A 24024-nucleotide genomic window follows, 5' to 3' on the forward strand; every position below is an offset into this window, starting at 1 on the left:
GCTACTGTCCGGAGCCGTCGCTGACGGTGACCTGCGCCTCGCGGATCACTTTCCCGGCCATGACGTAGCCGGGGCGATGGACCTCGGCGATGGCGCCCTCGGGCTGGTCGGAGTCGACGCGGACGAGCACCTCGTGGCGGTGCGGGTCCACGTCCTCGCCCGGTTCGGGTTCGACCACGTCGACGTTCTCCCCGTCGAGCACGTCGTCGAACGACCGCAGCGTCGACTCGACGCCGCCGCGGATGTCGGCGTCCTCGTCCTGTTCGAGCGCGCGTTTCAGGTTGTCGCGCACGTCGAGCAGCCGGGTCACCAGGTCCTCGGTCGCCCGCTGTGTCTCCTCCTCGCGGCGCTTCTCCATCCGCTTCTTGAAGTTCTGGAACTCCGCCTGCTTGCGCTTCAACTTCTCGGTCAGCTCGTCGACCTCCTCCTCGCGCGCGTCGAGCTGGTCCTCCAGGCCGTCGACGCGCGTCCGCAGCGCCGCGAGCTCGTGGGCGACGGATTCGGGGTCGGACTCGGCGACGCGGTCGATCAGCTCCTCGCCGGCGTCGACCTCGCCGTCGACCGTCGCTTCGCCGCTGGCGTCGCCCTCGCCCGCCTCGTCGGGGTCGATGACCTCGTCGGGCTGGACGGGCTCGCCGCTCGCGTCCCCCTCCGGCTCGGTCGCGCCTGGCTGCTCCTCTGCGGCCTCAGCGGGGTCGGACGCGTCCTGCTCGCTCATACCCGAAGCCAGTCGCCGCGGCGACAAAAGGGTTGAGAATCCGACCGACGACGGGGGCGAGCGCGGACGGCCGGTCACCGACATCCGCCGCCAGCCGCGGGCCAGGCGCGGCCCGCACCGCTTAACTCCCGGGCGCGGATACCCCCTGCAGTGACCGTCCGGCTCGTCTACGAGGAGGGTACGATTCGGATCACCGGCGCCGGAACCGACGGCGCCCCCGCCCTCGACGACCTGGCCTTCGTCGAACGGGACGCCCGCTCGAAGACCCGGCGAGCGCCCGCCCACCGCTACGTCGACCTCACCGCCGCGCTGGACGAGCGAGGGGTCGACTACGACGACCGCGTGTTCGCACTCCCGGACCTCTCGCTCGACTCGACGTACGAACTCCGGGAGTACCAGCGGGCCGCCCTCGACGACTGGACGGGGGCCGACCGGCGCGGTGTGCTCGAACTCCCGACCGGGAGCGGCAAGACCGTCGTCGGCATCGCGGCGATGGAGGCGCTGGACACGCCGACGCTCGTCGTCGTGCCCACCATCGACCTGCTCGAACAGTGGCGCCGGGAACTCGAACGGGAGTTCGACCGCGAGGTCGGCCAACTCGGCGGCGGCGAGCAGCGACTCGCCGACGTGACCGTCTCGACGTACGACTCGGCGTACCTCCGGGCGGACGAACTCGGCGACCGGTTCGGCCTCGTCGTCTTCGACGAGGTCCACCACCTCGGCGGCGAGGGCTACCGCGACATCGCCCGCCTGCTCGCCGCGCCGGCGCGGATGGGACTGACCGCCACCTTCGAGCGCCCGGACGGCGCCCACGAGGTCGTCGAGGAACTGGTCGGCCCGCTCGTCCACCGGATCGCCGTCGACGAACTCGCCGGCGACCACCTCGCCGACTACGACATCAAGCGCCTGGAGGTCGACCTGACCCCTCAGGAACGGGAGGTGTACGAGCGCCACCAGGAGACGTTCACCGACTACCTCGCCACGTCGGGCATCCAGATGCGCTCGGGCAGCGACTACCAGGAACTCGTCAAGCGCTCGGGGAGCGACCCCGAGGCGCGCGAGGCGCTGCTGGCTAAACAGAAGGCCCGCGAGGTGATGATGAACGCCGACGAGAAGGTCGAACGGCTCGAAACCCTGCTCGACCGCCACCGCGAGGGTCGGGTCATCGTCTTCACCGCCCACACCGACCTCGTCTATCGCCTCTCCGAGCGGTTCCTGATCCCGGCGATCACCCACGAGACCGGTGCGGACGAGCGCCGGGAGATACTGGAGCGGTTCCGGTCGGGCGAGTACTCGCGGGTCGTGACGGCGAACGTCCTCGACGAGGGCGTCGACGTGCCCGACGCGAACGTCGCTGTCGTCCTCTCAGGCAGCGGCAGCGAGCGGGAGTTCACCCAGCGCCTCGGCCGTATTTTGCGCCCGAAGGCGGACGGCCAACGTGCGCTGCTGTACGAGATCGTCACCGAGGAGACGGCGGAGGAGCGGGTGGCGCGACGGCGGCGGTGACCGACGACGGGCCGGTGGTGGCGATTTCCGGCGGTGGGCGGGACGGACCGCCAGCGACCGCCTACTCGGCCGAACCGGTCGACGTGTCGGGCGTCCCGTCGCCCGTGTCGGCGTCGCCCGTTCCGGTCGACGTGTCGGTCGCCGTCGATCCCGACTCGGTCGCGGTGGCGGTCGACCCGGTGTCGGTCGGGGTCGGCGAGTCCGTCGGCGTCGCCCCGTCGCCGGGGTAGGGCGTGACCGTCTCCTCGGGGACTGGCGTCTCCGGCGGCCCGGGATCGAACGAGACAGAGAATCCGGTCAGCTCGGCCTCCGGAACGGGGAACCGGATCTCGAATCGCCGGCTGGCTTCGGGCTGGAGGGCGACGTGGCGCGAGGGGGTGAAGGTCCTGTCGCCGGCCTCGACGGTGACGGTCATCACCGCCTCGCGAGCGACGCCGGCGCGGTTTCGGACCGTCAGTTCGACCACCAGGTCGCCGTCCTCGCCGGACCGGAACGCCCGCTCGGGGACGACGAACGGCTGTCGATCCGGCGTCGGTTCGGGGTCGTCCGCGGGCGTGGCGATCCCCTCCGGCGGTTCGGGGGCCGTCGCCGGCACCTCGCGGTTGGCCGTACAGCCCGCGCCCGCCCCCGCCGCGAGGGCGGCCAGCCCGCGCAGGACCGTCCGTCGTTGCATACGTCTCCCCCGGGTGCGGTCCGGTAAGAATCTTCTCGTCCGGGCAGTGGCGGCCCGGGCGGCCGCTGGCCCGTCCGCGCCGCCCCGACCCACTCCCGCCGCGCTTATCCCGGTCGCCGGCCGAGTCGCGGGTGTGCTGACGAAGGACCTGCTGCGCGTCTCGCGGGCCGGTGGCGGCTTCCACCCGCAGTTCGTCGGCGACGAGCGCCGGGACCTGGCGGCCCGCGTCCTCGGCGTCTACCAGGGCCACGTCGACCGCACCCGGGCAGACCTCGACGACGCCCTGACCGACCTCGAACGCGAGGCCGACGACTTCAAGCTCGTCCGCGGGTTCGCCAAGCTCCTCGACCGGGAGGCCCGCTTCGAGGTCCGGGCGGCCGTCGAGCCCCGCCGCGCCCGCGACGCCGCGTTCGCCGCGAGCGAGGCCGTCGGCGTCGTCACCGCCGACGACCGCGAGCGGGCGCTCCGGCGGGCCGCCGACCGCCTCGACGCCGACCCCGACGACGTGGCCGATTCGCTGTACGCCGACCTCGACGACCGGGAGATCCTCGCCGAAATCGACCCGCGCTGGGGCCCCGCGGAACTGGTGGACCAGTACAACTTATCGCTGGCCCAGACCGCGCTGTTCGACGCGACGGAGGTCCGCGTGCGCTCCAGCGACCCGAAGGCGCTCGTCTCGGCGGTCAAGCGCCTCCGCCTGATGTACGAGGTCCGGAAGACCGACGCCGGCCGCGAGGTGGTCGTCACCGGCCCGGACACCCTCTTCCGGAGCACGCGCCGCTACGGCACCCGCTTCGCCCGCCTGCTGCGCACCGTGGCGAAAGCCGACGAGTGGACGCTGACGGCGACCGTCGACGACCGCGGGACCGAACGGGAGATGACGCTGACCGACGCGGACGTGTCGGTGCCGGGCGTCGAGCCCGTGACCGACGTGAGCTACGACAGCGGCATCGAGGCAGAGTTCGCGACCCGCTTCGAGTCGCTGGATCTGGACTGGGACCTCGTCCGCGAGCCCGAGCCGCTCGAAGCCGGCGCCAGCGTCGCCATCCCCGACTTCGCGTTCGACTACCGCCACGCCGACTTCCGGGTCTTCTTCGAGATCATGGGCTTCTGGACGCCCGAGTACGTCGAGAAGAAACTCTCCCAATTAGAGGCCATCGACGACGTGGAGTTGCTCGTCGCGGTCGACGAGAGCCTCGGCGCCGGCGAGGCCGTCGAGGCCCGCGACCACCGCGCGATCCCCTACTCCGGGACCGTCCGCCTCAAGGACGTTCGCGACGCGCTCCGGCGCTACGAGGACGACCTCGTCGCCGAGAGCGCCGCCGCGCTGCCCGACGAACTGGTCCCCGACCCCGACGTGGCGACCATCGAGTCGCTGGCCGCCGAGCACGGCGTCAGCGAAGATGCCGTCGAAGGCAAGTCATTCCCGGAGCACGACCGCGTCGGCCGGACGCTCGTTCGCCCGGCGGTGCTGGACGACCTCGACGAGCGGATCGAGGCCGGGATGTCCCTGAGCGAAGCGGAGGGCGTCCTCGACGAGTACGGGATCGACGACGCCAGCGCGCTCCTCTCGGCGCTCGGCTATCGCGTCGAGTGGGAGGGGCTGAGCGGCGGGACCGTCCGCGAGCGCGACGACGAGTGAGTGCGGTCGCGGTTGCGGTCGGCGCGCGCTGGAGCGCGCTTTCATGCGCGCGACGTAGCCGCGCGAGGGATGAGAGAGTGAGTGCAACGAACGAGCGAATCGGCTGGGGAGGTTCGTGGCCGTCTGCGGTGCTGTGCGGGGCTGTGCAGTCGCGGTGTGGTCGCGGTCCCTGGTGTCCGCGCGACAGCGTTCGCGTGGGCTCGGGAGAGCTTGCTCTCCCGGTGGACTGAAAGGGCGAGGCGCGCTCGCGTTTATCCAGTCGCCCGAGCGGCCCCTATCCGCGCGGTGCGAGGCGCGCAGCGCCTCGAAGCGAACGGCTGTGCCGTGAGCGGGCGGTGCGGAGAGCGCGGATATGTCGCTCGGCGACCGCGAGCGGATCGAGAGCGTTCAGCGGCCGTCGTCACAGCTCTCGGCGGCGACCCTTCGGCACCTGCGAGCGGAGTTCGCCGTGGACGTAGAGGCCGACGCCGACGGGCTCGGACTCCCCGGCCACGTCGGTCGCGACGATCAGGTAGCCCCAGTCGCCGCCCCAGTCGAGTTCTTGGTCGTCGCCGGCGACGAAGGTCGCCGCCTCCTCGCGCGAAAGACGGATCACGCACTCGTCGGCCGCGTCGCCGAACCGCTGGACCGCTTCGAGCGTCGGCTTCCAGTGTTCGCGGCGGGTCCGCAGGAACGCGAGTCCGAGCCCCTCGATGGCCACGGGCGAGGCCACGTCGTCGGCGAACGCCCAGATCTTGCCCGAGCCGCGCTCCCAGAAGGTGTGGCCGTCGAACGTCTCCGGGGGAACGCCGAACCGCTCGCTCCACCAGTCGAGGACCTCCCCGCGAGTCGGCCGCCCCTCCACGACCCGCTCGTCGGCGGTCGCCGGGAGGCGGTCGAACCGCGTCCCGTCGTTCTCGGCCGGTCCGTCGCCGGCGTCGTTCTCGTCGCTCATTCGGCGGTCACCTCCAGTTTCGCGCAGAAGAAGCCGCCGGTGTCGTTGTGATGGGGGTAGATGCGTTTGGCCCGCTCGACCGAGTCGTCGAACGATTCGTCCTGCCACTCGGTGACACCGGGGGTCGACTCCAGCGGCAGGTCGAACTCGACGAGTTCGCAGGGCTCCTCGGCCAGCGCGTGGTCGAGGACGGCCTCGTTCTCCTCGGGGGCGAACGTGCAGGTGGAGTAGACCACCGTCCCGCCTTCACGGGTGGTCTGGATCGCGCGGCGGAGGACGCCCTTCTGGACGCCCGAGATGCCGTGGACGTGGTCGAGCTCCCAGTCGTCCAGCGCGTCGGGGTTCTTCCGGATGGTCCCCTCGCAGGAACACGGCACGTCCACCAAGGCCCGGTCGTACGGCGCGCCCTCGGTGCCTTCGTCCGAATCCGGCCCGCGGAACGGTTTCAGCGAGTGGTTGCGGGCGTCTTCGTGGGTGACGGCGACGTTCGTGGCGCCGGCCCGTTCGGCGTTCGACCGGAGCGCGGAGATCCGGCCGAGGTTGTTGTCGGTGGCGACCAGCAGGCCACGGTCGTCCATCAGCGCCGCGAGCTGGGTGGTCTTGCTCCCGGGGGCGGCGCAGGCGTCCCAGACCCGCTCGCCGGGTTGGGGGTCGAGCACCTCGGCGGGGACGGCAGAGACCTCCTCTTGGCCGTGGATCCACCCGAGGACGTACGGCCAGTTGGTCCCCGGCTGGTCGTCGGGGAGCGCGAACAGGCCGTCGTGCCACCCGACGGGTTCGTGGGCGAGGTCGACCTCCTCGAAGGCGTCGCGAGCCCGCTCGACGGTCGTCTTCAGCGTGTTGACGCGGACGACCGACGGGAGCGGGCGCTCGCACGCCGCGCGGAAGGCCTCGAAATCGTCGACGAGCGACTCGTAGCGCTCCAGTACGTCCATTGGCGCTCCCTTCGCTGTCGCCCGTGTTAACCCTCTCGGCTCGGGGGCGAAGGGCCGGCGCCACCGACATCGCGAGCGGACGACGCTACCGGCACTGGTCGCCGACCCGCCGTCCGCGCTCGGTTTTAAGCCGCTGGCAGCCGGGGTAGCCGGTATGGCCCACGTTCAGGTCCACCGCGAGGAGATCGAGTTCGACGAGCCGACGCTGATCGAGGGGTTGCCCGGCGTCGGCCTCGTCGGCAAGATCGCCGCGGACCACCTCGTCGACGCGCTCGACATGACCTACTACGCCTCCTGTCGCTGCGAGGGACTCCCGGAGGTCGCCGTCTTCGGCGAGGACGACCCGACCTACGACCCGCCGGTGCGGATCTACGCCGACGAGGAGCGGGACCTCCTGGCGCTCCAGAGCGACGTGCCGGTCTCGCCGAACGTCGCCGACGACTTCGCGGCCTGCCTGACGCGCTGGCTCGGCGAGCGCGACGCGACCGCGCTGTACGTCTCCGGGCTCCCCGCCGAGAAGGAGGGCGTCCCGAGCCTCTACGGCGTCGCGAACGGCGATGCGACCCACCTGCTCGACGACCACGGCATCGCGCCGCCCACCGAGAGCGGCGTCATCAGCGGCCCGACCGGCGCGCTGCTGTACGAGGCCGACCGGACCGACCTCGACGCGCTCGGCCTCGTGGTCGAGGCAAACCGGAACTTCCCGGACCCCGAGGCCGCCCGGGTCGTCCTGCTGGACGGCGTCGGCCCCATCGCCGGCGTCGACGTGGACACCGAACACCTCGTCGAACAGGCCGAGGAGATCAGCCAGGCCCGCGAGAACCTCGCCAAGCGGATGCAGGAGAGCGACGAGGAGAGTTCGAGGGCCCAGCCGATGGGCATGTACCAGTAGCGCCCCCGATGAGCGTCGCGACCGCCGCGGGCACCTTCGGCGTCGGCGTCGTCTTCGGTCTCGCGCTAGCGGCGCCGCCGGGGCCGATGAACGCCGTCATCGCCGAGGAGAGCGTCCTCCGCGGGTGGCTCGCCGGGTTCACCGCCGGCCTGGGCGCGATGACCGCCGACTTCGTCTTCTTCGTCCTGTCGCTGGCGGGCGTCGTCGCCTTCCTCGAAGGCGCCGAGACCGTCCGCGCGGCGATGGTCGGCGCCGGCGGCCTGCTGATGCTGTACTTCGCCGTCGGCGCCGTGCGCGACGCCCGCTCGGACTTTCTGTCGGGTGACTCGGGCCCGGACGCCGACGACGCCGACTCCCGCGGGTTCACGAAGGCGTTCGTCCTCGCGCTGACCAACCCCTACCAGATCCTGTTCTGGCTGACCGTCGGCGTCGGCCTGCTCGAACCGGGGACGGTCGACGTGTTGTCGTACCTCCCGGTCGTCGGCGCAGACCTGGCCGGCGCGCTCGTCGTGCGGACGGGGAGCCCGGCGCTGCTGGCGGGCCTGTTCGGCGGCATCGTCGTCTGGATAACCGGGTTCCCGGCGGCGCTGGTGGGCGTCGGCCGCCGGGTCGACGCGTTCGCGCCCGCCGCCGCGGTTGCCTCGGCGCTGGTGCTGGCGGGGTTCGGCGTCACCTTCTGCTGGACGGCGGCGCGGACGCTGGCCGGCCTCTGAGGGGCGGTCGACCGCCCGGGTCGCTCGCCGATCGGCGCGTCAGTCCGACCGACCGGGCGGTTCGGGCGCTTCCTCGGGCTCGACGTCGGCGACCTCCGATTCGAGCCACTCCTTGAACCACTTGACGCGCTTGAGCCGGCGGTGACAGATGCTCTCGGCGGTGTCGCTGCAGACGCGCTCGCGGGCGTCGACGCCCCGTTCGAGGACGCGTCCGACCATCTCGGCGGCGTCGATGTGCGTCCGGGACTCGTAGCCCATCCGGAGTAACATCAGCGCCGTGCCGTTGGCGCCGACCTTGTCGAGCAGGTCCGCCTCGATGAGACACTGGGTCTCCAGCGAGAGGTCGGTCAGCTCGCCCTGGTAGGAGTGGTCGCGGACGGCGGCGCAGACCTCGTCGACGAACGACGCGGGGTAGTCGCCGTGGCTGGTGAGGTACTCGCGGGCGACGCGGGCGCCCTCCTCGGCGTGGAGGTCCTGGTCGACCTCCAACTTCGCGATGTCGTGGAACAGCGCGGCGACGCGGGTCACGTCCACGTTGGCCCCCTCGGCCTCGGCGATCTCCTCGGCGAGTTCGACCACGTTGAGGATGTGGTTGAACCGGTACTCCGCGGAGTGCCAGGGGTACCACCGCATGCGACCCCCGTCGTCCTCGCTCTCGACGCTGGCGGCGAGATAGTCGTGGACGAAGGCCTCCATCTCCGCGAACGCCTCGGCGGAGACGGGCGACTCCCTAATTTCGACGCCCACGGAACCACCTCCGGTAGATACGTGCGTCAGTCATCTTACGAATAGAAAGGCGCGTTCGACTCTTAGGCGTTACGACACCCGTGGCCCGCCGGTTTCGACCCCGCTGAACGCCCCGCGAAGGGCGGTCTCCGACCGCCTGCGACCGTTTCACGGCCAACGGACTCGCGTGCCGTCGGTCGATCCGTCGTTCGGCGAACCGGAACGCGCCACGGACCCACTCCGTGCCATCCGACGCGCCGGCGATCTCGACGCGCGTCCAGTGTCCGCGCCGACCGGTCGGCGGGTCGGAACCCGATCGGCGGCGTGGCGTGGTTTTATCGTGGTGCGTGCCAACGTTTGACGTATGAACGTACGCACCGCGGAGCGGGGGGACCGACCGGCGATCCGGGACGTGGCGCGGCGCTCGCTGCAGGCGTCGTACTCGCTGAGTCCGGAGGCGATCACCGGCGCCGTCTCGGAGTGGTACGACGAGACCGCGCTGGACGAGGCGACGAACGACGAGGACCGACACCTGCTGGTCGCCGACCGGGAGGGCCAGGTCGTCGGCTTCGCCGAGAGCGAGCTGTCCGGCGACGACGCGACGCTGCTGTGGCTCCACGTCGACCCGGCCTATCGGGGCGAGGGGATCGGCACGGCGCTGTTCGAGGAGACCCGCGAGCGGCTGACCGAGGCCGGCGCCGACCGGCTGGTCGGCCGCGTCCTCGCCGACAACATCGACGGCAACGGCTTCTACGAGGCCCAGGGCTTCGAGCAGGTCGACGAGGCCGACCTGCAGATCGCCGGCCACCACCACGTCGAGAACGTCTGGGCCGAGTCCGGCGACGACGGCCTCCAGGCCATCAAGAGCGCCGACGGCGCGACCGTCTACGTCGACGAGACCGACTGGGACGACGGCTCCGTCGCGAAGTTCTACACGGTGTACCGCGACGAGGAGGGTTCCGACCACTACGGCTACTTCTGCAGCAACTGCAACCGCCTCGCCAACGCCATGGACGCGATGGGCCGCATCGAGTGCGACAGCTGCGGCAACGCCCGCAAACCCACCCGGTGGGACGCCGCCTACCTCTGAGCGGGCCGCGGGCGTTCGGATCGAGGCAGTACGAAACAACCACGGTGGCGCGTGCTGGAGCGCGCTCTCGTGCGCGCGACGGAAACCGCGCGAGGTCTTCGGGAGCGTGCGACCGAAGGCTTGTCAGAGCTTGTCTCTGACAGTGGATGAGCACCGCACGCCGCAGGCGCGCGGAGCGCAAGAGGCTGGGGAGGGACGAGGCCGTCTGCGGTTGCGGTGCTGTGCGGGGCGGTCCTGGTGGACTGAAAGGGCGAGACGCGCTCGCGTACAGTTCAGTCGTCTGAGCGGGCCCTATCCGCGCGGGCGGTGCCGAGAGCGCGGATATCCCGCTCAGCGACCGCGAGCGCGGCGAGGGCTTTCAGCGCCTGCTGTCTCCTGCGATCAGGTCGATTCAGAGCGAGCGCGTCGAGGGCTTTCATCGTTTGTTACCAGCAGCGGTCGATCCTGTAGCTAGCGAGCGTGCCGAGGGTGTTCACCGCGTGCTGCCGCCGTCGAATCACTCTCACTCACCGGAAACAGACCCGAGCAGAGACGTCGAGCCTCGATCTCAGGTCGGGAGACTCAAGGACCGCGGGCGGGAGGTGGGAGACGATGGAGACGAGTCATCGGGTCGTCGTCGACGACGCGCGCGACCTCGATACGCTGGCGGACGACAGCGTCGACCTGGTCGTGACCTCGCCGCCGTACCCGATGATCGAGATGTGGGACGAGACCTTCGGGGCTCTCGACCCCGCCGTCGCGGACGCGCTGGCGGCCGGCGACGGCCAGCGGGCCTTCGAGGCGATGCACGGCGTCCTCGACGAGGTGTGGGCCGAGCTGGAGCGGGTCCTCGTCGACGGCGGGGTCGCCTGCGTCAACGTCGGCGACGCCACGCGCACCGTCGACGGGAGCTTCCGGGTCTACCCCAACCACGCTCGCGTGCTCGAAGCGTTCCAGTCGCTCGGGTTCGACCCGCTGCCGGACGTGCTCTGGCGCAAGCCCACGAACAGCGCGGCGAAGTTCATGGGCTCGGGGATGGTGCCGCCCAACGCGTACGTCACGCTCGAACACGAGTACGTCCTCGTGTTCCGCAACGGCGGCGACTCCCGGTCGTTCGAGCCCGGCGCCGACCGCCGCTACGAGGCCGCCTACTTCTGGGAGGAACGCAACCGCTGGTTCTCCGACGTGTGGACCGATGTCAGCGGCGAACTCCAGGGGCTCGACCACGACGACCTGCGCGAGCGCTCCGCCGCGTTCCCCTTCGAGATCCCCTACCGCCTCGTCAACATGTACTCGGCCTACGGCGACACCGTCCTCGACCCCTTCTGGGGGACCGGGACCACCTCCCTCGCCGCCCTCGTCGCCGGCCGCGACTCCGTCGGCTACGAGCGCGAGTCCGCCTTCGCCGAGGTGTTCGACGACGCGGTGGCCGACGCGCCCGCGCTCTCCCGCTCGGTCGTCGAGGAACGCCTCGACCGCCACCGCGAGTTCGTCGCCGACGTTCGCGCCGAGGGCGACGAACTCGGCTACGACGCCGTCCACTACGATTTCCCCGTCCGCACCAAGCAGGAGCGGGAGATCCGCTTCTACGAAGTCGACGCCGTCGAGTCGACCGACGAGGGGTACCGCGCCCACCACAAGCCCGTCTGAGAAGTCACGATCGGGTCGCGTGGCTGGCCATCTGAATATTATCTTCAATAATTATAGTCCCGAGCGGATTCGAACCGCTGTCATAGGCTCGCTTCGCGACACGGCGGATGAATGGGTCGCGTACGCCGTGTCGCTCCAAAGGCCCATATGATTGGCCACTACACCACGGGACTTCGATCCATCATTATCACCGAGTCATTTTATTCGTTCCGGCATCGTACGACGGTCACTCCGGTCGGAGTTCCGTGGCCGGAATCTCTCCTGATTCGGCGCGTAAGTGACAACTCCGACAGAGCGCCACGACGTTGTCGAGCGAATGCGCCCTCTGTGGGTCGTCGAACGTACGGATCGGTGTGATGTGATGGACATCCGGTTCGCAACCGATCGCTTCGCGCCTTTTCCCGCAGTACTGACACCGATGGTCGTCACGGTCGAGCGCCCGGCGCCTCACTCGGTACCAGTCACCGCTGTACACTCCAGAATTGCTTCCGCTGTCGTAGAGTGCGGCACTCAGACAGTCCCGACTACAAAAGCGCACGCCACCATCACGTATCGCACAGGGCAGAACCGAGAACGCATCGCCACAGTACTCACACTCCCGTTCGACGCGCTCGATGTCGTGAACCTCGGCGTAGCTGTCGCCGAGGAACTCGTCGGCCTCGCGGACGCAGTCGGGACAGTAGACGCCCTTCTTGTCCGAGGGGTAGTACTCGAACTCGTCGCCGCAGCGCTCGCACTCGACCCGTTCCGTCGCGTCCTTCCAGTTGCCGTTGTTCTCGCCCGCGTTCGGGTCGCAGTCGTCGCAGTAGGATAGCCGCGCCTTCGGGTCGTAGAACTCCGTGCCACAACCCTCACAGGTCCGGTTCGGCAGCGACTCGCCGTGGACCTTCGCGTGATGCTGGCGCTTGCCGGCCTCGGTCGACAGCGATTTCCCGCAGGTCGGACACTCGGGCACACCGCGAGGTGGTCGCGGTATCGGTCAAAAACGTACGGACGGCTTCCCACGGGTCGTCTCAGTCGTCGGCGGCGGCGGGAACTTCGAGCAGGCCGCACACGTCGTTCTCGGGGTCGAAGCAGTCGGGACAAGCGGGGTCGCGGTCGATGATGGTGTCCAGCCGTTCGGCGACGGTCTCGTCGATGACGCTCTCGAGCTGTCGGGCCTCGCCGCGGAACTCCTCGACTTCGAGCACCTCGACGAGGAACCGCTCGATGATGCAGTAGTTCTGGAGCGCGTCGCGGGCGCGGACGATGCCCTCGTCCGAGAGGGAGACGCCCTTGTACTTCTCGTGTTCGGCCAGGCCGTCGTCCTCGAGCTTGCCGATCATCTCGTTGGCGCTGGCGGGGCTCACGTCGAGTCGGTCGGCGAGGTCGCCGGTCGACGCGGGACCGTCCTCGATCTGCTGGATCAGGTAGATTGCTTTCAGGTACTGGTCGGCCGTGTTCACTTGGATCCCTCCGGTTGGGCGGGTACGCGACGGAACTCCGGTCCGTCGGTGTTCATCGTCGCTCCTCCATGAGTTCGGTCACTTCCTCGGCGCCTTCGGCTTCCTCCTCGCGGATGGTCGCGAGCGTGTCGAGCAGTCGGTCGCGGTCGATACCGAACTGCACGTCCGAGGCCTCGATCGCCTCGATGAGGTCGTCGTAGAACTTGTAGGCGGTCTCCTCGTTGCACAGCTGGTCGTAGAGGACGCCGTCGAAGTCCTCGTCGGACTCGTACTGGGCCTCGACCAGCGCCTCGATCTCCTCGTAGGCGACCGTCTCGGCGTCGAGTTCCTCGATCAGGTCCTCCAGGCGGTCGCGGTGGTCCGCCGACTCCTCGGCCGCGTCGTCGAGCATCGCCCGCACGTCATCGGTCAGGTCTGCCCCGCCGTCGCGGGCGTGTTTCGACGCCCGCGCCTCGACGACCTCCTCCAAGACGATACCGATCTGGAGCAGGCGGGCCAGCTGGTGGTCGGACCCGACGGGTACGGTGAGACTCACCGCGGCACCTCCCGGCAGTCGTCGCCCGTCACACGATTCATAGCCAGTGCTCGGGCAGGCGGGGACGTAAGTCCTTCCCTCGGCGCCGCCGTACGGGACGCTCCCGGCGGACTCGCCGGCCGCCGCGGACTCACCGGTTGGACTGGCCCTCGCGGTTCCGGGGCCCGTCGTCGCGACCGTCGGTCCGTCCGTCGCCGGTCCAGCGGAGCGCCAGCACGTACAGCCCGACGACGGCGACGCCGACCGCCACGCCGAGGAGGGAATCGGTCACCAGATGGGGGTGACCCGCGTGCAGCGGGACGGCGGACGCGGCCACGACCGGGAGGAGGTGCAGTGGACGCATGCTCTGGCGTGGATCACGCCACCGTGGTACTTAAACGACGGGCGCGTTTTCGCCGGCTGGGAACGGGGTCGAACGTCGCCGCGGCGAGCGGAAAAGGGAGGCGCGTACTCGGTCAGCCGCTCGACGATCAGCTCGTCCATGTCCTCGCGGAGCTCGTCGACGGCGACCTCTTCGAGGACGGGCACGAAGAAGCCCTCGACGAGCATGTTGGTCGCGCGTTCCCTCACCCGCGCGCTCGGTCGTCGTCGAGCGCGGCGGAGACGGCGTCGTACGCGTCGCGCTTCGACACCTCGGAGTCGGCGCCCGGCAACAGGTCCGGGTCGTCCTCGTGTCGCTCGACCAGATGCACGTGAAGGTGCGGGACGGACTGGTAGGCGGTGCTGTCGTTCAGGACGTTCACGCCGTCGAACCCTCGCCCGTCGGGGTCCTCGCCACGCATCCGTCGCGCCAGCGACCGGACATGCGCCATCACGGCCCCGAGCGCCTCCTCGGGGACATCGAACAGCGACTCGTGGTGCGCCTTCGGAATCACGAGGACGTGGCCCGGCGCGACCGGGTACAGCGGCGCGAACGCCAGCGTTCCCGGTCGCCCGTCGCCGCCGTCGCGCTCGTCGACGACGAGCGCGTCCGCTTCCCCAGCGACGATGTCGCAGAACACGCAATCGGTCTCGGTCATACCACGACCCACACGGATTCGACACGTCACGCTTCCGGTGGTGTGTGAACCGTTCCCAAAAAACCGGTCGTGGAACTGCGGCGACCGCGACTACTGCCGGAGGCGCTCTGCGACGAGTTCGCGGAGGTCGTCGCGGAGTTCGTCGACCGCGACCTCTTCGAGGACGGGCACGAAGAAGCCCTCGACGAGCATGTTCTTCGCTTTCTCCTCGCCCACGCCCCGAGAAGTCATGTAGAACATCTCCTCGGCGTCGACCTGCCCGACCGTCGCGGAGTGGCTGGCCTCGGTGTCGTGGTTGTTGATGATGAGCTTCGGCGAGGCGTCGGCCTCGGCGTCGTCGCTCAGCATCAGCGTGTTCTCGCGCTGGTAGGAACTCGTGTCCCACGCGTCGCGACCCACGTCCTGGACGCCCTCGTAGACCGAGCGGGCCTCATCGTCGAGGACGCCGCGGGTCACGAGGTCGGCGGTGGTGTGCTCGTCCTCGTGCCAGACGCGGCTGTTGATGTCGAAGTGCTGGTCCTCGTGGCCGAAGAAGGCCCCGACGATCCGACTCTCGGAGCCCTCGCCGAGCAGTCGCGTCTCGACGCTGGACTTGGTGAGGCGAGAGCCGATGTTCCCCTCGATCCAGTCGACCGAGCCGTGCTTGCCGGCGTGGCCGCGCTTGACCGAGAAGTTGTACGTGTCCTCGGCGAGGTTCTGGAGCGCGCCGTACTGGACGCTGGCGTTCTCGCCGGCGACGACTTCGACGACGCCCGAGTAGTACTGGTCGCCCTCGATGTTCGTGCCGGTCGTCTGGCGCTCGAGGATGGTGGCCGAGGCCGACTCCTCGGCGACCACGAGCGTGTAGTTGAACAGCGAACGGCTGTTCATCCGGGTGCGGATCTTCACGTCCTCGGCGGCGACGCCTTCGGGGACGTAGACGACGGTCCCGGCGCTAAAGAGCGCCGTGGAGAGGGCCGTCAGGAAGTCCCGCTGGGGGTCGACGACGCTCCCGAAGTGCTCCTCGATCAGGTCGCCGTGCTCGGCGAGCGCGTCGCTCCACGAGAGCACGTCGGCGCCCTCGGCCTCGACGCGGTCTTTCTCCTGTTCCCACTCCAGGGGGTCCACGAGCGACTCGTAGTCGAGGTCGACGAGGTTCGTCCAGTGGCGGGGACCGGGCGTCGTGATGACGTCCGGCATGTCGAGGTCGTCGAGCGCCGCCAGGGCGTCCTTGCGGGTCTCGAGGAGCCACTCGGGCTCGTCGAGTTCGTCGCTGATCTCCGCTACCTGTGCCTCTGTGAGGTTCGCGTGTAGCTGCGTACTCATGGTAGACACCGGGGGTTACCCGAGCGAGCCCTCCATCTCCAGTTCGATGAGGCGGTTGAGCTCGACCGCGTACTCGATGGGCAGTTCCTCGGTGATCGGCTCGATGAAGCCGGCGACGATCATCTGCTTGGCGTCGTCGTCGTCCAGGCCGCGGCTCTGGAGGTAGAACACGTCCTCGTCGCCGATCTTGCCGACCGTCGCCTCGTGGGCCACGTCGACCTTGTTCTCCTGGATCTCCATGTACGGCATCGTGTCCGACGTGGAGTCGTTGTCGAACATGAGCGCGTCACACTCGACGGACGTGGAGGCGTTCTCCGCGCCGTCGGCCATGTGGACGAGCCCGCGGTAGTTGGTGCGGCCGCCGTCCTTGGCGATGGACTTGGACTCGATGGTCGACTTCGTGTCGGGCGCGTTGTGGTAGACCTTCGCGCCGGTGTCGATGTCCTGGCCCTCGCCGGCCATGGCGATGGTGATGTGGTTGTCGGTCGCGCCGGGGCCCTTGAGGATGGTGCTCGGGTAGAGCATCGTCGCCTTGGAACCCATCGAGCCGGAGACCCACTCCATGGTCCCGTCGGCCTCGGTGATGGCGCGCTTCGTGTTGAGGTTGTAGGTGTTCTTCGACCAGTTCTGCACGGTCGAGTACTGGACGTGGGCGTCCTCGCCGACGAAGACCTCGACGCCCCCGCTGTGGAGGTTGAACGCGGAGTACTTCGGGGCGGAACAGCCCTCGATGTAGTGGACCTCGGAACTCTCCTCGGCGATGATGAGCGTGTGCTCGAACTGGCCCATCCCCTCGGAGTTCATCCGGAAGTACGCCTGGACCGGCATGTCGACCGTCGTGTCCTCCGGGATGTAGACGAACGAGCCGCCGGACCAGATAGCACCGTGGAGCGCGGCGAACTTGTTGTCGCTCGGGGGGACGCACTTCGTCATGAAGTGCTCCTTGACGATCTCCTCGTGCTCCTGGACCGCCTTGTCCATGTCGCAGAAGATGACGCCTTTTTCCTCCCAGCGCTCCTGCATGTTCTGGTAGACGATTTCGGACTCGTACTGGGCGCCGACGCCCGAGAGGGCGTTCTTCTCGGCCTCGGGGATCCCGAGCTTGTCGAAGGTGTCCTGGATCTCCTCGGGGAGGTCCTCCCAGTCCTCGGCGCCGCCGCGCGTCTCGATGTCCGGGCGGATGTAGGGAACGATCTCCTCGATCTCGACCTCCGAGAGGTCGGGCTGGCCCGGCCAGTCGGTCGGCATCGGCATCTCCTGGAACTGCTCCAGGGCGCGGAGACGGCGTTCGAGCATCCACTCGGGCTCGTCCTTGTCCTCCGAGATCAGGCGCACGGTCTCCTCGGTCAGCCCCTTCTCGGTCTCGAAGGCCGAGTTCTCCTCTTTCTTGAACTCGAAGCGGGCCTCGGTGTCGGTCTCTTTGAGATGGTCTTGGTCTGAACTCATTGTTGTGTCGTAGGTTTGTGGTGGAGCGGTAAGACGTTGTTCACGCTCAGGCCGCCTCGTAGACTTCCTCGCGGACCCAGTCGTAGCCCTCGTCCTCGAGGGTCTCGGCCAGCTCAGCGCCGCCGGACTTGGCGATCTCGCCGTCGAGCATCACGTGGACGTGGTCGGGCTCGACGTAGTCGAGGATGCGCTGGTAGTGGGTGATCTGCAGGATGCCCGCGCCCTGCTCGTCGCGCAGCGCGTTGATGCCCGTCGATACGTCCTGCAGGCGGTCGATGTCCAGCCCGGAGTCGATCTCGTCGAGCACGGCGATGCTCGGTTCGAGGATCGCCGCCTGGAGCACCTCGTTCTGCTTCTTCTCGCCGCCGGAGAAGCCCGCGTTGAGATAGCGGTTCGCGAACTTCTCGTCCATGTCGAGCTGCTCCATCTTCTCCTGGAGGATCTCCTGGAACTCCGCGACGCCGACCTCGCCCTCGTCGGCAGGACCCTCCATCGGGGAGGTCTCGTAGCCCTCGTCGTCCTCGTCGGCCTCGGCTTCCTCCTCCTCGTCGTCCTCGAACAGCTCCTCGCGCTCCTCGAGCTTGGCGTTCAGGGCCGTCCGGAGGAAGTTCACCATCGTGACGCCCTCGATCTCGGCGGGGTACTGGAAGGCCAGGAAGATGCCCAGCGCCGCGCGCTCGTTCGGTTCGAGGTCGAGCAGGTCCCACGTCTGGAGGTCCTCGGGCACGTCGATGTCCTCGAACTCGTCCTCCTCGATGTGCAGCAGCACGTCGCCGCCCGTGACCTCGTAGGTCGGGTGGCCCGCGATGACCTTCGCCAGTGTGGACTTGCCCGAGCCGTTGGGACCCATCAGCGCGTGGATCTCGCCCGACTCGACCTCCAGATTCACACCCTCGAGGATCTGCTCGCCGCCGTCCTCTGCGACTTTCGCCTGTAGGTTGTCTATTTCGAGTACAGCCATGTGTTTCGGTCGTCCTAAAACACGGTACTGACGCTGATAATAGTTTCGAGTTTCCACGACCGACTTTTCCGAAACGGAAAGTCAATTTGTGGTATGGACAACTCCGGAGGGCTACCGAGGGGCGGGCGCGGTACCGAGGGACGGACGCGGACGGTCCCCGCGTCCGGGTGGATGACCCAGGCGCCCGGACGGACGGCTCACATGAAGCTCTCGAGGCCGGTCTGCTCCTGGCCGCTCTTGACCTCCTCCCAGGAGATATCGAGCGCTTCGAGGACCCGCGCGATGGGGCCTTTCAGCGTCTTGTCGAGCATCTTGTCCCAGTCGACCTCGAAGGCGTCGGGCACCTGGTCGGCGTACTCGAAGCAGATCACGTCCGGGTCGCGCTTGAACTCGCCGTAGAGCACGTCCTCGGCGGGGTCCAGATCTTTCTCCGCCTCGATCTCCCGGAAGAACTCGGGGTGGACCTTCTTCAGGTAGACCCGCTTGGGTTTCGACCCGCTGGCGAAGTTGGTATCCAGCAGGAGGTTGGCGTACTTCGCCCCGCGGACCTGCGCGGTGTCGGTGTCGTAGTTGTCGAGTTTCTTCCCGATGCCGCCCGGGATCCCGATGTCGTCGAGGCTGGCCTCGCCGTTCTGGAAGTCCTCGATAACGCCGTGGACGTAGTCTTTCACGTCTTCGAGGTCCTCGCCGTGGACGATCATCTCGATGACCTGCAGTTGGACCTCCTTCGTGATCGGCGCGATGTCCGACCGCTGGTACTCGAAGCCCGTGATGTCGATGTCGTCGACGTCTTTCCCCTCGCTCCAGATTATGTGTCCGGCGTACCGTTTCTTCTTGCCCGCCTGGAAGAACCGACGGTAGAGCTTCTCGAACTCGATCTGGAAGCGGTGGAGCTCGGCGTTCAGCTCCTCGATCGCGAACTCGTCGTAGCGGTCGTTGATGTGCTCCTCGATCTCGAACGACCGCTCGATGGCCTCGTCTTTCGGCGTGTCGCCGCCGAGTTCGAGCATGACCGAGTCCGTGTCCCCGTAGATGACCTCTTTGTCGAGCTCGTTTGCGGCCTGCTCGGTGAAACTGATGACTTCGCGGTTCGTCGAGGTCACGCCGGCGCTCATCTCCCGGTCGTAAAGGCGGAAGCGGTCCCAGCCGAAGACGCCGTACAGCGACTGGCCGACGAACTGGAATTTCCCGTTGCGGCCGGCCATCAGCGTGTGGTTGTCCTCGACCGTGACGCAGTACACCCCGTCCTCGGCCTCGCTACGCGAGCCACTCCGGTGCATCCGGAGGGTGTTCTTCGCGTTCTCGGTGGTGTAGATCCGCCAACTACCGCTGTCTTTCCGATAGTTTGCGGTGAGACCGAGATGAGCGCACAGACGGAGCACGTCGTCGCGCAGTTCCTCGCTGGCGGTCGAGTAGCGCCACGAGTTCTCTTGGCGGTCACCGTCGCCGTCGATCAGTACGTCGAGGAAGCGACGCTTCTGTTCGCGCGACGCCTCGAAGACGAACTCCGGGATCCGCTTGGCGAAACTGTCGTCTCCGCACGTGCGCTCCAGATACCGACCGAGGAGTCTCGACGTGAACTGGTACGACTGGTCGTCGACGTAGTAATCGAACCCCATGCGGTCGAGCAAGTCGCCGATGGCAGCGTGGTGGTTCTCCTCGATACCGCCAGCGGCACCTTCACCACCGTCGGCCGCGACCGGGGCGTCCTGAGCGATTTTGACCGTCGTCGCGGAGCCTCGAAGCTTGTCGCCGAACCGCTTCTCCTCGGACGTGTAGACGTTCCCCTCGGTGACGAACCACGCGAGCAGTTCGAGGAAGTCGTCGCCGTCGTAAGTGCGTGGGATCCACTTCCGGTTCGCCTCGGCGTGGACGAAACACCGCTCGGCGACGCTATCGACGTACTCCCGATGCTCCTCGAACTCCTCGGCCGAGAGGACGTACCCCTCCTCTCCGACGTCGTTTTTCAGGACTTTGTCGGGGTAGTAGCCGATCTCGGCGGCGAACGTGTGGCCGTGGACTTCGGGCCGAACCCACACCTCGTAGTCGTCGAGCAGTTCGGTCAGATCGGCCTCGTCGAGCCGCTCGCCGTCCGGGCCGTCCCAGTCGTGCGGGAGTTCGTAGTTCGTGGCACGGTCGAGTTCGCCCGCCTCCACGAACCGGTAGTCGTCCTGGTCCCACGAGGTCCCGTTCCGCTCGTTCTTCCGGACGAGCATCCTGTGGTTCGGCGTCACACGGAAGTCCGTCTTGCTCGTCTCGATGTCGACGAGGTCGCCCCGGTAGTCGGGGTAGGCGTGAGTCTCGACGACCGGTTTGACCTCCATCTCCTGGGTGTCGGGGTCCAGCGAGTAGACGGGGTCGCCCACGTCGAGGTCCCGGATATTGCGGACCCCCTCGGGAGTGAGCACGTCCGTGTCCGGCGTGAAGCAGTTCATAATCACCTTGACAGCCGCTTGCTGTCGGTCGAACCGCTCGTACGCCTCGGAACCGGGGTCGTTGTCGTTCCGGAGGGATTTCTTCTCTTCGCGTTCTGACAGTAGCTCGTCGACCATCTCCCGGATGATGCCGTCCGGTTCCTTCCGGAAGTGGACGCCGCTGGGCGTGCGGTAGGTCTCGCCGTCGTAGGCCTCGGGGTCGACCTTGGTTTCGGGCGAGGCGTTGATCGTCGTCATCGACATCGGGTAGAGCGACTTCAGGTCCAGCACCGAGACGTTCTCGCGAACCCCGGTGATCGGGTCGAAGACCGCCCCACCTTCGAACTCGTCGGTGGCCTCCTGTTGCCCTTTCGAGGGGAGCGCGAACTCGCCGTAGGCCTTGTGGAGGACGTACATGTCGACGGCGTCGCCGGCGGTGGGGGCGTCCTCGATCTTGCAGCCGACGAGCTTGCGCGCCTCGTCCCAGAAGGCGACGATGTCCTGCTTGCGGTCGAGTTCGACGCACAGCTCCACGTCGCGGAGGTTGTACTCCAGCAGGCGCTCGGGGTCGTCCTCCCAGAGGTCGCCGATGTCGCCCGTGTAGCGCTCCTTGCCGACGCCCATCTCGACCTCGCCGACGGCGTCGAGGCGGTAGGACTCCAGTTCGGAGAACTGCGTCGCCTTGTACGCCCGCAGGAGGTCGAAGACGACGCGTCCCTTGATGTCCGGGCCGTTCCAGTCCGAGCGCCACACCTCGTCCACCCGGGAGAGGCGGTCGATGTCCAGGTCGTAGTCGTGGTCCGGCCCCGCCAGCTCCTCGACGCGGTCGAGGAAGTAGGGCGCGTCGAAGTCGGCGAAGTTCCACCCCGTCAGGAGGTCCGGGTCGGTCCTCTCGATGTACTCGATGAAGGCGTCGAGCATCTCGGGCTCGGAGTCGAACACGCGCACCTCGGCGTCGATGTCGTCCTCGATGGGTTCGTAGGCCTCCAGCGCGGCGGGGCCGTCGATCCCGTCGGGGGCGTTGTAGAGCCAGTTGATGTACTCGTCGTCGTAGGAGTCGTGGGAGGTGAGACAGACGATGGTCTGCTCGCCGTCCTCGGGGAACCCGTTGCGGTCGTCGACCTCGATGTCGAAGGTGTTCACCCGCGGCGTGGCGTTGTCGTCGACGGTCTCGACCTCCTGGTGCGGGATGCGGATCGTATCGTCCTCCGTGCGCCGCTCGGGCACGCGGACGCCGCTCTCGATGTCCTTGTCGATGAGCAGGCGGTTGGGGAACAGGATGTCCGCTTCGTAGTGTTCGAAGTCGTCGCGGATCTGCCCCACGTCGCGGGGCGTGCGACCGATGATCTTCGCGAGGCGCTCGCCGCGGATGGACTCGAAGGGGTCGCCCTCGGCGTCGGTCTCGCGGTAGTCGACGAGGCCGTCGTAGCCGGCGATGCGCTCGTCGTCGACGTTCTCGATGGGCGCGTAGAAGTACGGCTCGAAGTCGTACACCTCGACGTGTTCGAGTTGCGGCTCCTCGTCGTCGGCTTCGGTCTCGCGGCGGCCGAAGACGTGGACGACGGGGAACTCGTCGTCGCCGCTGTACTCGACGGTGTAGTCCACCTGCGTGACGGTCAGCGTGACCGACCCCTGTGCCTCGGGGAAGCGGACCGAGTCGGCGTCGACGACGGTCGCGACTTCGTCGCCGGTGTCGTTCCCGGCGACGGCCTCGGCCTCGTCGGCGGGCCGCTCCTCGCCGGCCCCGAAGTCCCCGAACTCCGTTTGCTCCATGTTGGTCGGGCTTGGCGGGGCCCGACTAAAATAGTCGCGGTATCCGGGATCGGCAGTCGCGTGGCGTGCGTGCTCGTCACCGGTATCCGAATCCGCCGCGCCTGCGACGCGCGGTTCGACCGCCGGACGGGTCCTCGGCCGCTGCGCTCCCCGCGGAGCGCGCGTCCGGCGAGAAGGTGGGTCGCTAGACGCCCTCGACGGTCTCGCGGAAGGCGACGACCGACTCGTGAGCGGACTGGACCTGCTCGGTCACGTCCGAGTCTTCGAGGTCGTTGAGCGCGTTCTCGATGCGGGCGAGGCGCCCGTGGTCGGGGTCGCGGTCGCGCGTGGCGAGGCCGTCGAGCTGGTCGGCGAGGCTGGTCAGTCGCTCGGCCGCGTCGTCGTCGCCGGTCGCGTCGGCCGCCGATTCGAGGGTGTCGCTCGCGTCAGCGAGGTTCTCGCGCGTCATGGCCGCCGCTTCTCGGCACCCCGCGTTAACACTTGCGGAGACCGTCTTCGGCCGGGGTCAGTCGTCCTCGGCACGCCGGCGCGACTCCGCGTCGGCGTGGAAGGCGAAGAAGCCACAGACGAACGAGACGAGAGCGACGGGAAGCCACATCTCGACGAAGATCTCGACGATCGGTCGGATCTGGTCTCGTTCGAGTCGGGAGACGAACGGGATGGCCCCGCGCCAGGCCAGCGCGTAGAGCCAGTCCACCAACGCGTATCGGTTCGTCCGCGCGAGTATCCAGACCGCGATGGATACCATCGTCAGTGCGTGCCAGAACTCCCAGTCGACGAGGAACCGGCGAATGTCGGGGACCATCTGTCAGTGCAGGGCGAGATCGAGTTCGCAGATCGGCGGAATCAGTCTTGTGGTCGCCGGGATCCACGGCTCGCGAAAAAGCCGACGGGAGAAGGGAGAGAACGAGTGTCAGGAGTGGGTAGGGGAAGGGGTTCGGGGTTGAGGGGTCTGGTAGAGTACCGTGTCAGCGGTGGGCCGGGAGTGAACCGCGGGTCGTCAGTAGCCGACGCCGAGGTGCGCGTGGACCGCTTCGGCGTCTTCGAGTTCGTCGGCGACGGCGACGGCGTAGTCCTCGCAGGTGATGTAGGAGTCGCCCTCGTCGTCGACGACGAGTTCGCCCTCGGCGGTGCGGTAGTCGCCGGTGCGCTCGCCGGGCTCGATGATGCCCGGCGGAGCGAGATACGACCACTCGATATCGTCGGCCTCGCGGACGACCTCGAAGGCGTCGATGTGGGCCTGGGCGAGCGGGACGAGTTCGTCCGGGAAGTCCTCGGTCTCGATGAACTGGGTGTCCTCGGCGACGTAGAGGCTGCCGGCACCGCCGACCCACAGCAGGCGGTCGGTCCCGCTCTCGCGGAGCCCCTCGAGGGTCGCGTCGGCCATCTCGACGAGGATGTCCAGCTCGGCGTCCTCGGCGGGGCCGAGCGCGGAGATCACGGCGTCGTGGTCGGCCGCGGCGTCGGCGACCGCGTCGGCGTCGGTCGCGTCCAGGGCGAGTGTGTCGAAGTCGTCGCCCGCGACGCCGTCGACCTCGCCGCTGCGGGAGGTGCCCGTCACCGCGTGGCCGCGACCGAGGAGTTCGTCTGCGATACGCTGTCCGATCATGCCGCTCGCACCGAGTAGGAGTACGTTCATTGGTGGTGTCTCCGTGACTTGCGTCACGC

Annotated in this window: 25 protein-coding genes and 1 tRNA gene; 6 read left to right on the plus strand and 20 right to left on the minus strand. The window is 68.3% G+C overall.

The genetic code is table 11. The features are described from left to right. Position 1 precedes the first annotated feature (1 nt). Positions 2–718 (minus strand): nucleotide exchange factor GrpE, encoded by a 717-nt coding sequence (locus HZS54_RS23585; RefSeq protein ID WP_179919523.1) that lies wholly within the window; start codon positions 716–718, stop codon positions 2–4. A 150-nt stretch (positions 719–868) separates the two neighbouring features. Here HZS54_RS23585 and HZS54_RS23590 point away from each other — a divergent pair, with 150 nt between their 5' ends. After that, positions 869–2224, plus strand: coding sequence for a DEAD/DEAH box helicase (locus tag HZS54_RS23590; RefSeq protein ID WP_179919524.1), 1356 nt, complete (start codon positions 869–871; stop codon positions 2222–2224). 61 nt (positions 2225–2285) lie between these two features. Here the strand turns inward: HZS54_RS23590 and HZS54_RS23595 are convergent, their stop codons facing one another. Continuing rightward, positions 2286–2897, minus strand: a complete 612-nt coding sequence (locus HZS54_RS23595) for a hypothetical protein (protein WP_179919525.1) — start codon at positions 2895–2897, stop codon at positions 2286–2288. 133 nt (positions 2898–3030) lie between these two features. Between HZS54_RS23595 and HZS54_RS23600 the strand changes: the two genes are divergently transcribed. After that, complete coding sequence (locus HZS54_RS23600) at positions 3031–4539, plus strand: DUF790 family protein (protein ID WP_179919526.1); 1509 nt, start codon at positions 3031–3033, stop codon at positions 4537–4539. A gap of 400 nt (positions 4540–4939) precedes the next feature. Here HZS54_RS23600 and HZS54_RS23605 read toward each other — a convergent pair whose 3' ends face one another. Together HZS54_RS23605 and HZS54_RS23610 are read right to left on the minus strand one after the other, a co-directional pair. Further along, entirely contained in the window at positions 4940–5473 is a 534-nt protein-coding gene (locus HZS54_RS23605; RefSeq protein ID WP_179919527.1) for a DUF7122 family protein, read from the minus strand. Continuing rightward, a complete protein-coding gene (locus HZS54_RS23610; protein WP_179919528.1) occupies positions 5470–6408 on the minus strand; it encodes an RsmB/NOP family class I SAM-dependent RNA methyltransferase in 939 nt (312 codons plus the stop codon). Before HZS54_RS23610 ends, HZS54_RS23605 begins: the two co-directional genes overlap by 4 nt. Before the next feature lie 154 nt (positions 6409–6562). Between HZS54_RS23610 and HZS54_RS23615 the strand changes: the two genes are divergently transcribed. Together HZS54_RS23615 and HZS54_RS23620 are read left to right on the plus strand one after the other, a co-directional pair. Next, positions 6563–7300 (plus strand): proteasome assembly chaperone family protein, encoded by a 738-nt coding sequence (locus HZS54_RS23615; protein WP_179919529.1) that lies wholly within the window; start codon positions 6563–6565, stop codon positions 7298–7300. An 8-nt stretch (positions 7301–7308) separates the two neighbouring features. After that, complete coding sequence (locus HZS54_RS23620) at positions 7309–8013, plus strand: LysE family translocator (RefSeq protein WP_179919530.1); 705 nt, start codon at positions 7309–7311, stop codon at positions 8011–8013. Between the two features lie 39 nt (positions 8014–8052). Here HZS54_RS23620 and HZS54_RS23625 read toward each other — a convergent pair whose 3' ends face one another. Further along, positions 8053–8760, minus strand: coding sequence for an HD domain-containing protein (locus HZS54_RS23625; protein WP_179919531.1), 708 nt, complete (start codon positions 8758–8760; stop codon positions 8053–8055). Positions 8761–9103: 343 nt separating this feature from the next. Here HZS54_RS23625 and HZS54_RS23630 point away from each other — a divergent pair, with 343 nt between their 5' ends. Further along, a complete protein-coding gene (locus HZS54_RS23630; protein WP_179919532.1) occupies positions 9104–9829 on the plus strand; it encodes a GNAT family N-acetyltransferase in 726 nt (241 codons plus the stop codon). A 272-nt stretch (positions 9830–10101) separates the two neighbouring features. On the opposite strand, the gene HZS54_RS23635 is transcribed toward HZS54_RS23630, so the two are convergent. Beyond that, on the minus strand, positions 10102–10248 hold the full coding sequence (locus tag HZS54_RS23635; protein ID WP_179919533.1) for a hypothetical protein: 147 nt from the start codon (positions 10246–10248) through the stop codon (positions 10102–10104). Positions 10249–10420: 172 nt separating this feature from the next. On the opposite strand from HZS54_RS23635, the gene HZS54_RS23640 reads away from it, so the two are divergent. Next, a complete protein-coding gene (locus HZS54_RS23640) occupies positions 10421–11458 on the plus strand; it encodes a DNA-methyltransferase (RefSeq protein ID WP_179919534.1) in 1038 nt (345 codons plus the stop codon). A gap of 54 nt (positions 11459–11512) precedes the next feature. On the opposite strand, the gene HZS54_RS23645 is transcribed toward HZS54_RS23640, so the two are convergent. The 14 genes from HZS54_RS23645 to HZS54_RS23710 all read right to left on the minus strand — a co-directional run bounded on the left by HZS54_RS23645 (position 11513) and on the right by HZS54_RS23710 (position 23995). Beyond that, positions 11513–11631, minus strand: a tRNA-Gln gene (locus HZS54_RS23645). 53 nt (positions 11632–11684) lie between these two features. Next, complete coding sequence (locus HZS54_RS23650) at positions 11685–12413, minus strand: HNH endonuclease (RefSeq protein ID WP_179919535.1); 729 nt, start codon at positions 12411–12413, stop codon at positions 11685–11687. Positions 12414–12471: 58 nt separating this feature from the next. Beyond that, complete coding sequence (locus tag HZS54_RS23655) at positions 12472–12903, minus strand: metal-dependent transcriptional regulator (RefSeq protein WP_179919536.1); 432 nt, start codon at positions 12901–12903, stop codon at positions 12472–12474. A 52-nt stretch (positions 12904–12955) separates the two neighbouring features. Next, the gene (locus HZS54_RS23660; RefSeq protein WP_179919537.1) at positions 12956–13438 is read right to left on the minus strand and encodes a ferritin-like domain-containing protein; all 483 of its coding nucleotides are present in this window, start codon (positions 13436–13438) and stop codon (positions 12956–12958) included. A gap of 130 nt (positions 13439–13568) precedes the next feature. Further along, positions 13569–13709 (minus strand): hypothetical protein, encoded by a 141-nt coding sequence (locus HZS54_RS23665; protein ID WP_179919538.1) that lies wholly within the window; start codon positions 13707–13709, stop codon positions 13569–13571. Then, positions 13706–14008 carry a hypothetical protein gene (locus HZS54_RS23670; protein ID WP_179917548.1) on the minus strand — a complete coding sequence of 101 codons (303 nt, stop codon included), beginning with the start codon at positions 14006–14008 and terminating at the stop codon, positions 13706–13708. Before HZS54_RS23670 ends, HZS54_RS23665 begins: the two co-directional genes overlap by 4 nt. After that, positions 14005–14457, minus strand: a complete 453-nt coding sequence (locus HZS54_RS23675; RefSeq protein WP_179919539.1) for an HIT family protein — start codon at positions 14455–14457, stop codon at positions 14005–14007. The genes HZS54_RS23670 and HZS54_RS23675 overlap by 4 nt, the downstream gene beginning before the upstream one ends. Positions 14458–14547: 90 nt before the next feature. Beyond that, entirely contained in the window at positions 14548–15762 is a 1215-nt protein-coding gene (gene sufD / locus HZS54_RS23680; protein ID WP_179919540.1) for a Fe-S cluster assembly protein SufD, read from the minus strand. Positions 15763–15777: 15 nt separating this feature from the next. Further along, entirely contained in the window at positions 15778–17208 is a 1431-nt protein-coding gene (gene sufB, locus HZS54_RS23685) for a Fe-S cluster assembly protein SufB (protein WP_179919541.1), read from the minus strand. 46 nt (positions 17209–17254) lie between these two features. After that, positions 17255–18169 (minus strand): ABC transporter ATP-binding protein, encoded by a 915-nt coding sequence (locus tag HZS54_RS23690; protein WP_179919542.1) that lies wholly within the window; start codon positions 18167–18169, stop codon positions 17255–17257. A 197-nt stretch (positions 18170–18366) separates the two neighbouring features. Further along, positions 18367–22356 carry a DNA polymerase domain-containing protein gene (locus tag HZS54_RS23695; RefSeq protein WP_179919543.1) on the minus strand — a complete coding sequence of 1330 codons (3990 nt, stop codon included), beginning with the start codon at positions 22354–22356 and terminating at the stop codon, positions 18367–18369. Positions 22357–22540: 184 nt separating this feature from the next. Then, the gene (locus tag HZS54_RS23700; protein ID WP_179919544.1) at positions 22541–22804 is read right to left on the minus strand and encodes a DUF7553 family protein; all 264 of its coding nucleotides are present in this window, start codon (positions 22802–22804) and stop codon (positions 22541–22543) included. A 57-nt stretch (positions 22805–22861) separates the two neighbouring features. Further along, positions 22862–23161 carry a hypothetical protein gene (locus tag HZS54_RS23705; protein ID WP_179919545.1) on the minus strand — a complete coding sequence of 100 codons (300 nt, stop codon included), beginning with the start codon at positions 23159–23161 and terminating at the stop codon, positions 22862–22864. A gap of 195 nt (positions 23162–23356) precedes the next feature. Continuing rightward, positions 23357–23995 (minus strand): NAD(P)-dependent oxidoreductase, encoded by a 639-nt coding sequence (locus tag HZS54_RS23710; protein ID WP_179919546.1) that lies wholly within the window; start codon positions 23993–23995, stop codon positions 23357–23359. Positions 23996–24024: the final 29 nt, after the last annotated feature.

Origin of the sequence: Halosimplex pelagicum (assembly GCF_013415905.1) — an archaeon.
GTDB classification, from domain to species: domain Archaea; phylum Halobacteriota; class Halobacteria; order Halobacteriales; family Haloarculaceae; genus Halosimplex; species Halosimplex pelagicum.

Bases quoted from the DNA above. Each gene is read 5' to 3' on its own strand.
- HZS54_RS23585 (WP_179919523.1), bottom strand. From the start codon at position 718: ATGAGCGAGCAGGACGCGTCCGACCCCGCTGAGGCCGCAGAGGAGCAG.
- HZS54_RS23595 (WP_179919525.1), bottom strand. From the start codon at position 2,897: ATGCAACGACGGACGGTCCTGCGCGGGCTGGCCGCCCTCGCGGCGGGG.
- HZS54_RS23605 (WP_179919527.1), bottom strand. From the start codon at position 5,473: ATGAGCGACGAGAACGACGCCGGCGACGGACCGGCCGAGAACGACGGG.
- HZS54_RS23610 (WP_179919528.1), bottom strand. From the start codon at position 6,408: ATGGACGTACTGGAGCGCTACGAGTCGCTCGTCGACGATTTCGAGGCC.
- HZS54_RS23615 (WP_179919529.1), top strand. From the start codon at position 6,563: ATGGCCCACGTTCAGGTCCACCGCGAGGAGATCGAGTTCGACGAGCCG.
- HZS54_RS23620 (WP_179919530.1), top strand. From the start codon at position 7,309: ATGAGCGTCGCGACCGCCGCGGGCACCTTCGGCGTCGGCGTCGTCTTC.
- HZS54_RS23630 (WP_179919532.1), top strand. From the start codon at position 9,104: ATGAACGTACGCACCGCGGAGCGGGGGGACCGACCGGCGATCCGGGAC.
- HZS54_RS23635 (WP_179919533.1), bottom strand. From the start codon at position 10,248: ATGAAAGCCCTCGACGCGCTCGCTCTGAATCGACCTGATCGCAGGAGA.
- HZS54_RS23640 (WP_179919534.1), top strand. From the start codon at position 10,421: ATGGAGACGAGTCATCGGGTCGTCGTCGACGACGCGCGCGACCTCGAT.
- HZS54_RS23675 (WP_179919539.1), bottom strand. From the start codon at position 14,457: ATGACCGAGACCGATTGCGTGTTCTGCGACATCGTCGCTGGGGAAGCG.
- sufD (WP_179919540.1), bottom strand. From the start codon at position 15,762: ATGAGTACGCAGCTACACGCGAACCTCACAGAGGCACAGGTAGCGGAG.
- sufB (WP_179919541.1), bottom strand. From the start codon at position 17,208: ATGAGTTCAGACCAAGACCATCTCAAAGAGACCGACACCGAGGCCCGC.
- HZS54_RS23690 (WP_179919542.1), bottom strand. From the start codon at position 18,169: ATGGCTGTACTCGAAATAGACAACCTACAGGCGAAAGTCGCAGAGGAC.
- HZS54_RS23695 (WP_179919543.1), bottom strand. From the start codon at position 22,356: ATGGAGCAAACGGAGTTCGGGGACTTCGGGGCCGGCGAGGAGCGGCCC.
- HZS54_RS23700 (WP_179919544.1), bottom strand. From the start codon at position 22,804: ATGACGCGCGAGAACCTCGCTGACGCGAGCGACACCCTCGAATCGGCG.
- HZS54_RS23705 (WP_179919545.1), bottom strand. From the start codon at position 23,161: ATGGTCCCCGACATTCGCCGGTTCCTCGTCGACTGGGAGTTCTGGCAC.
- HZS54_RS23710 (WP_179919546.1), bottom strand. From the start codon at position 23,995: ATGAACGTACTCCTACTCGGTGCGAGCGGCATGATCGGACAGCGTATC.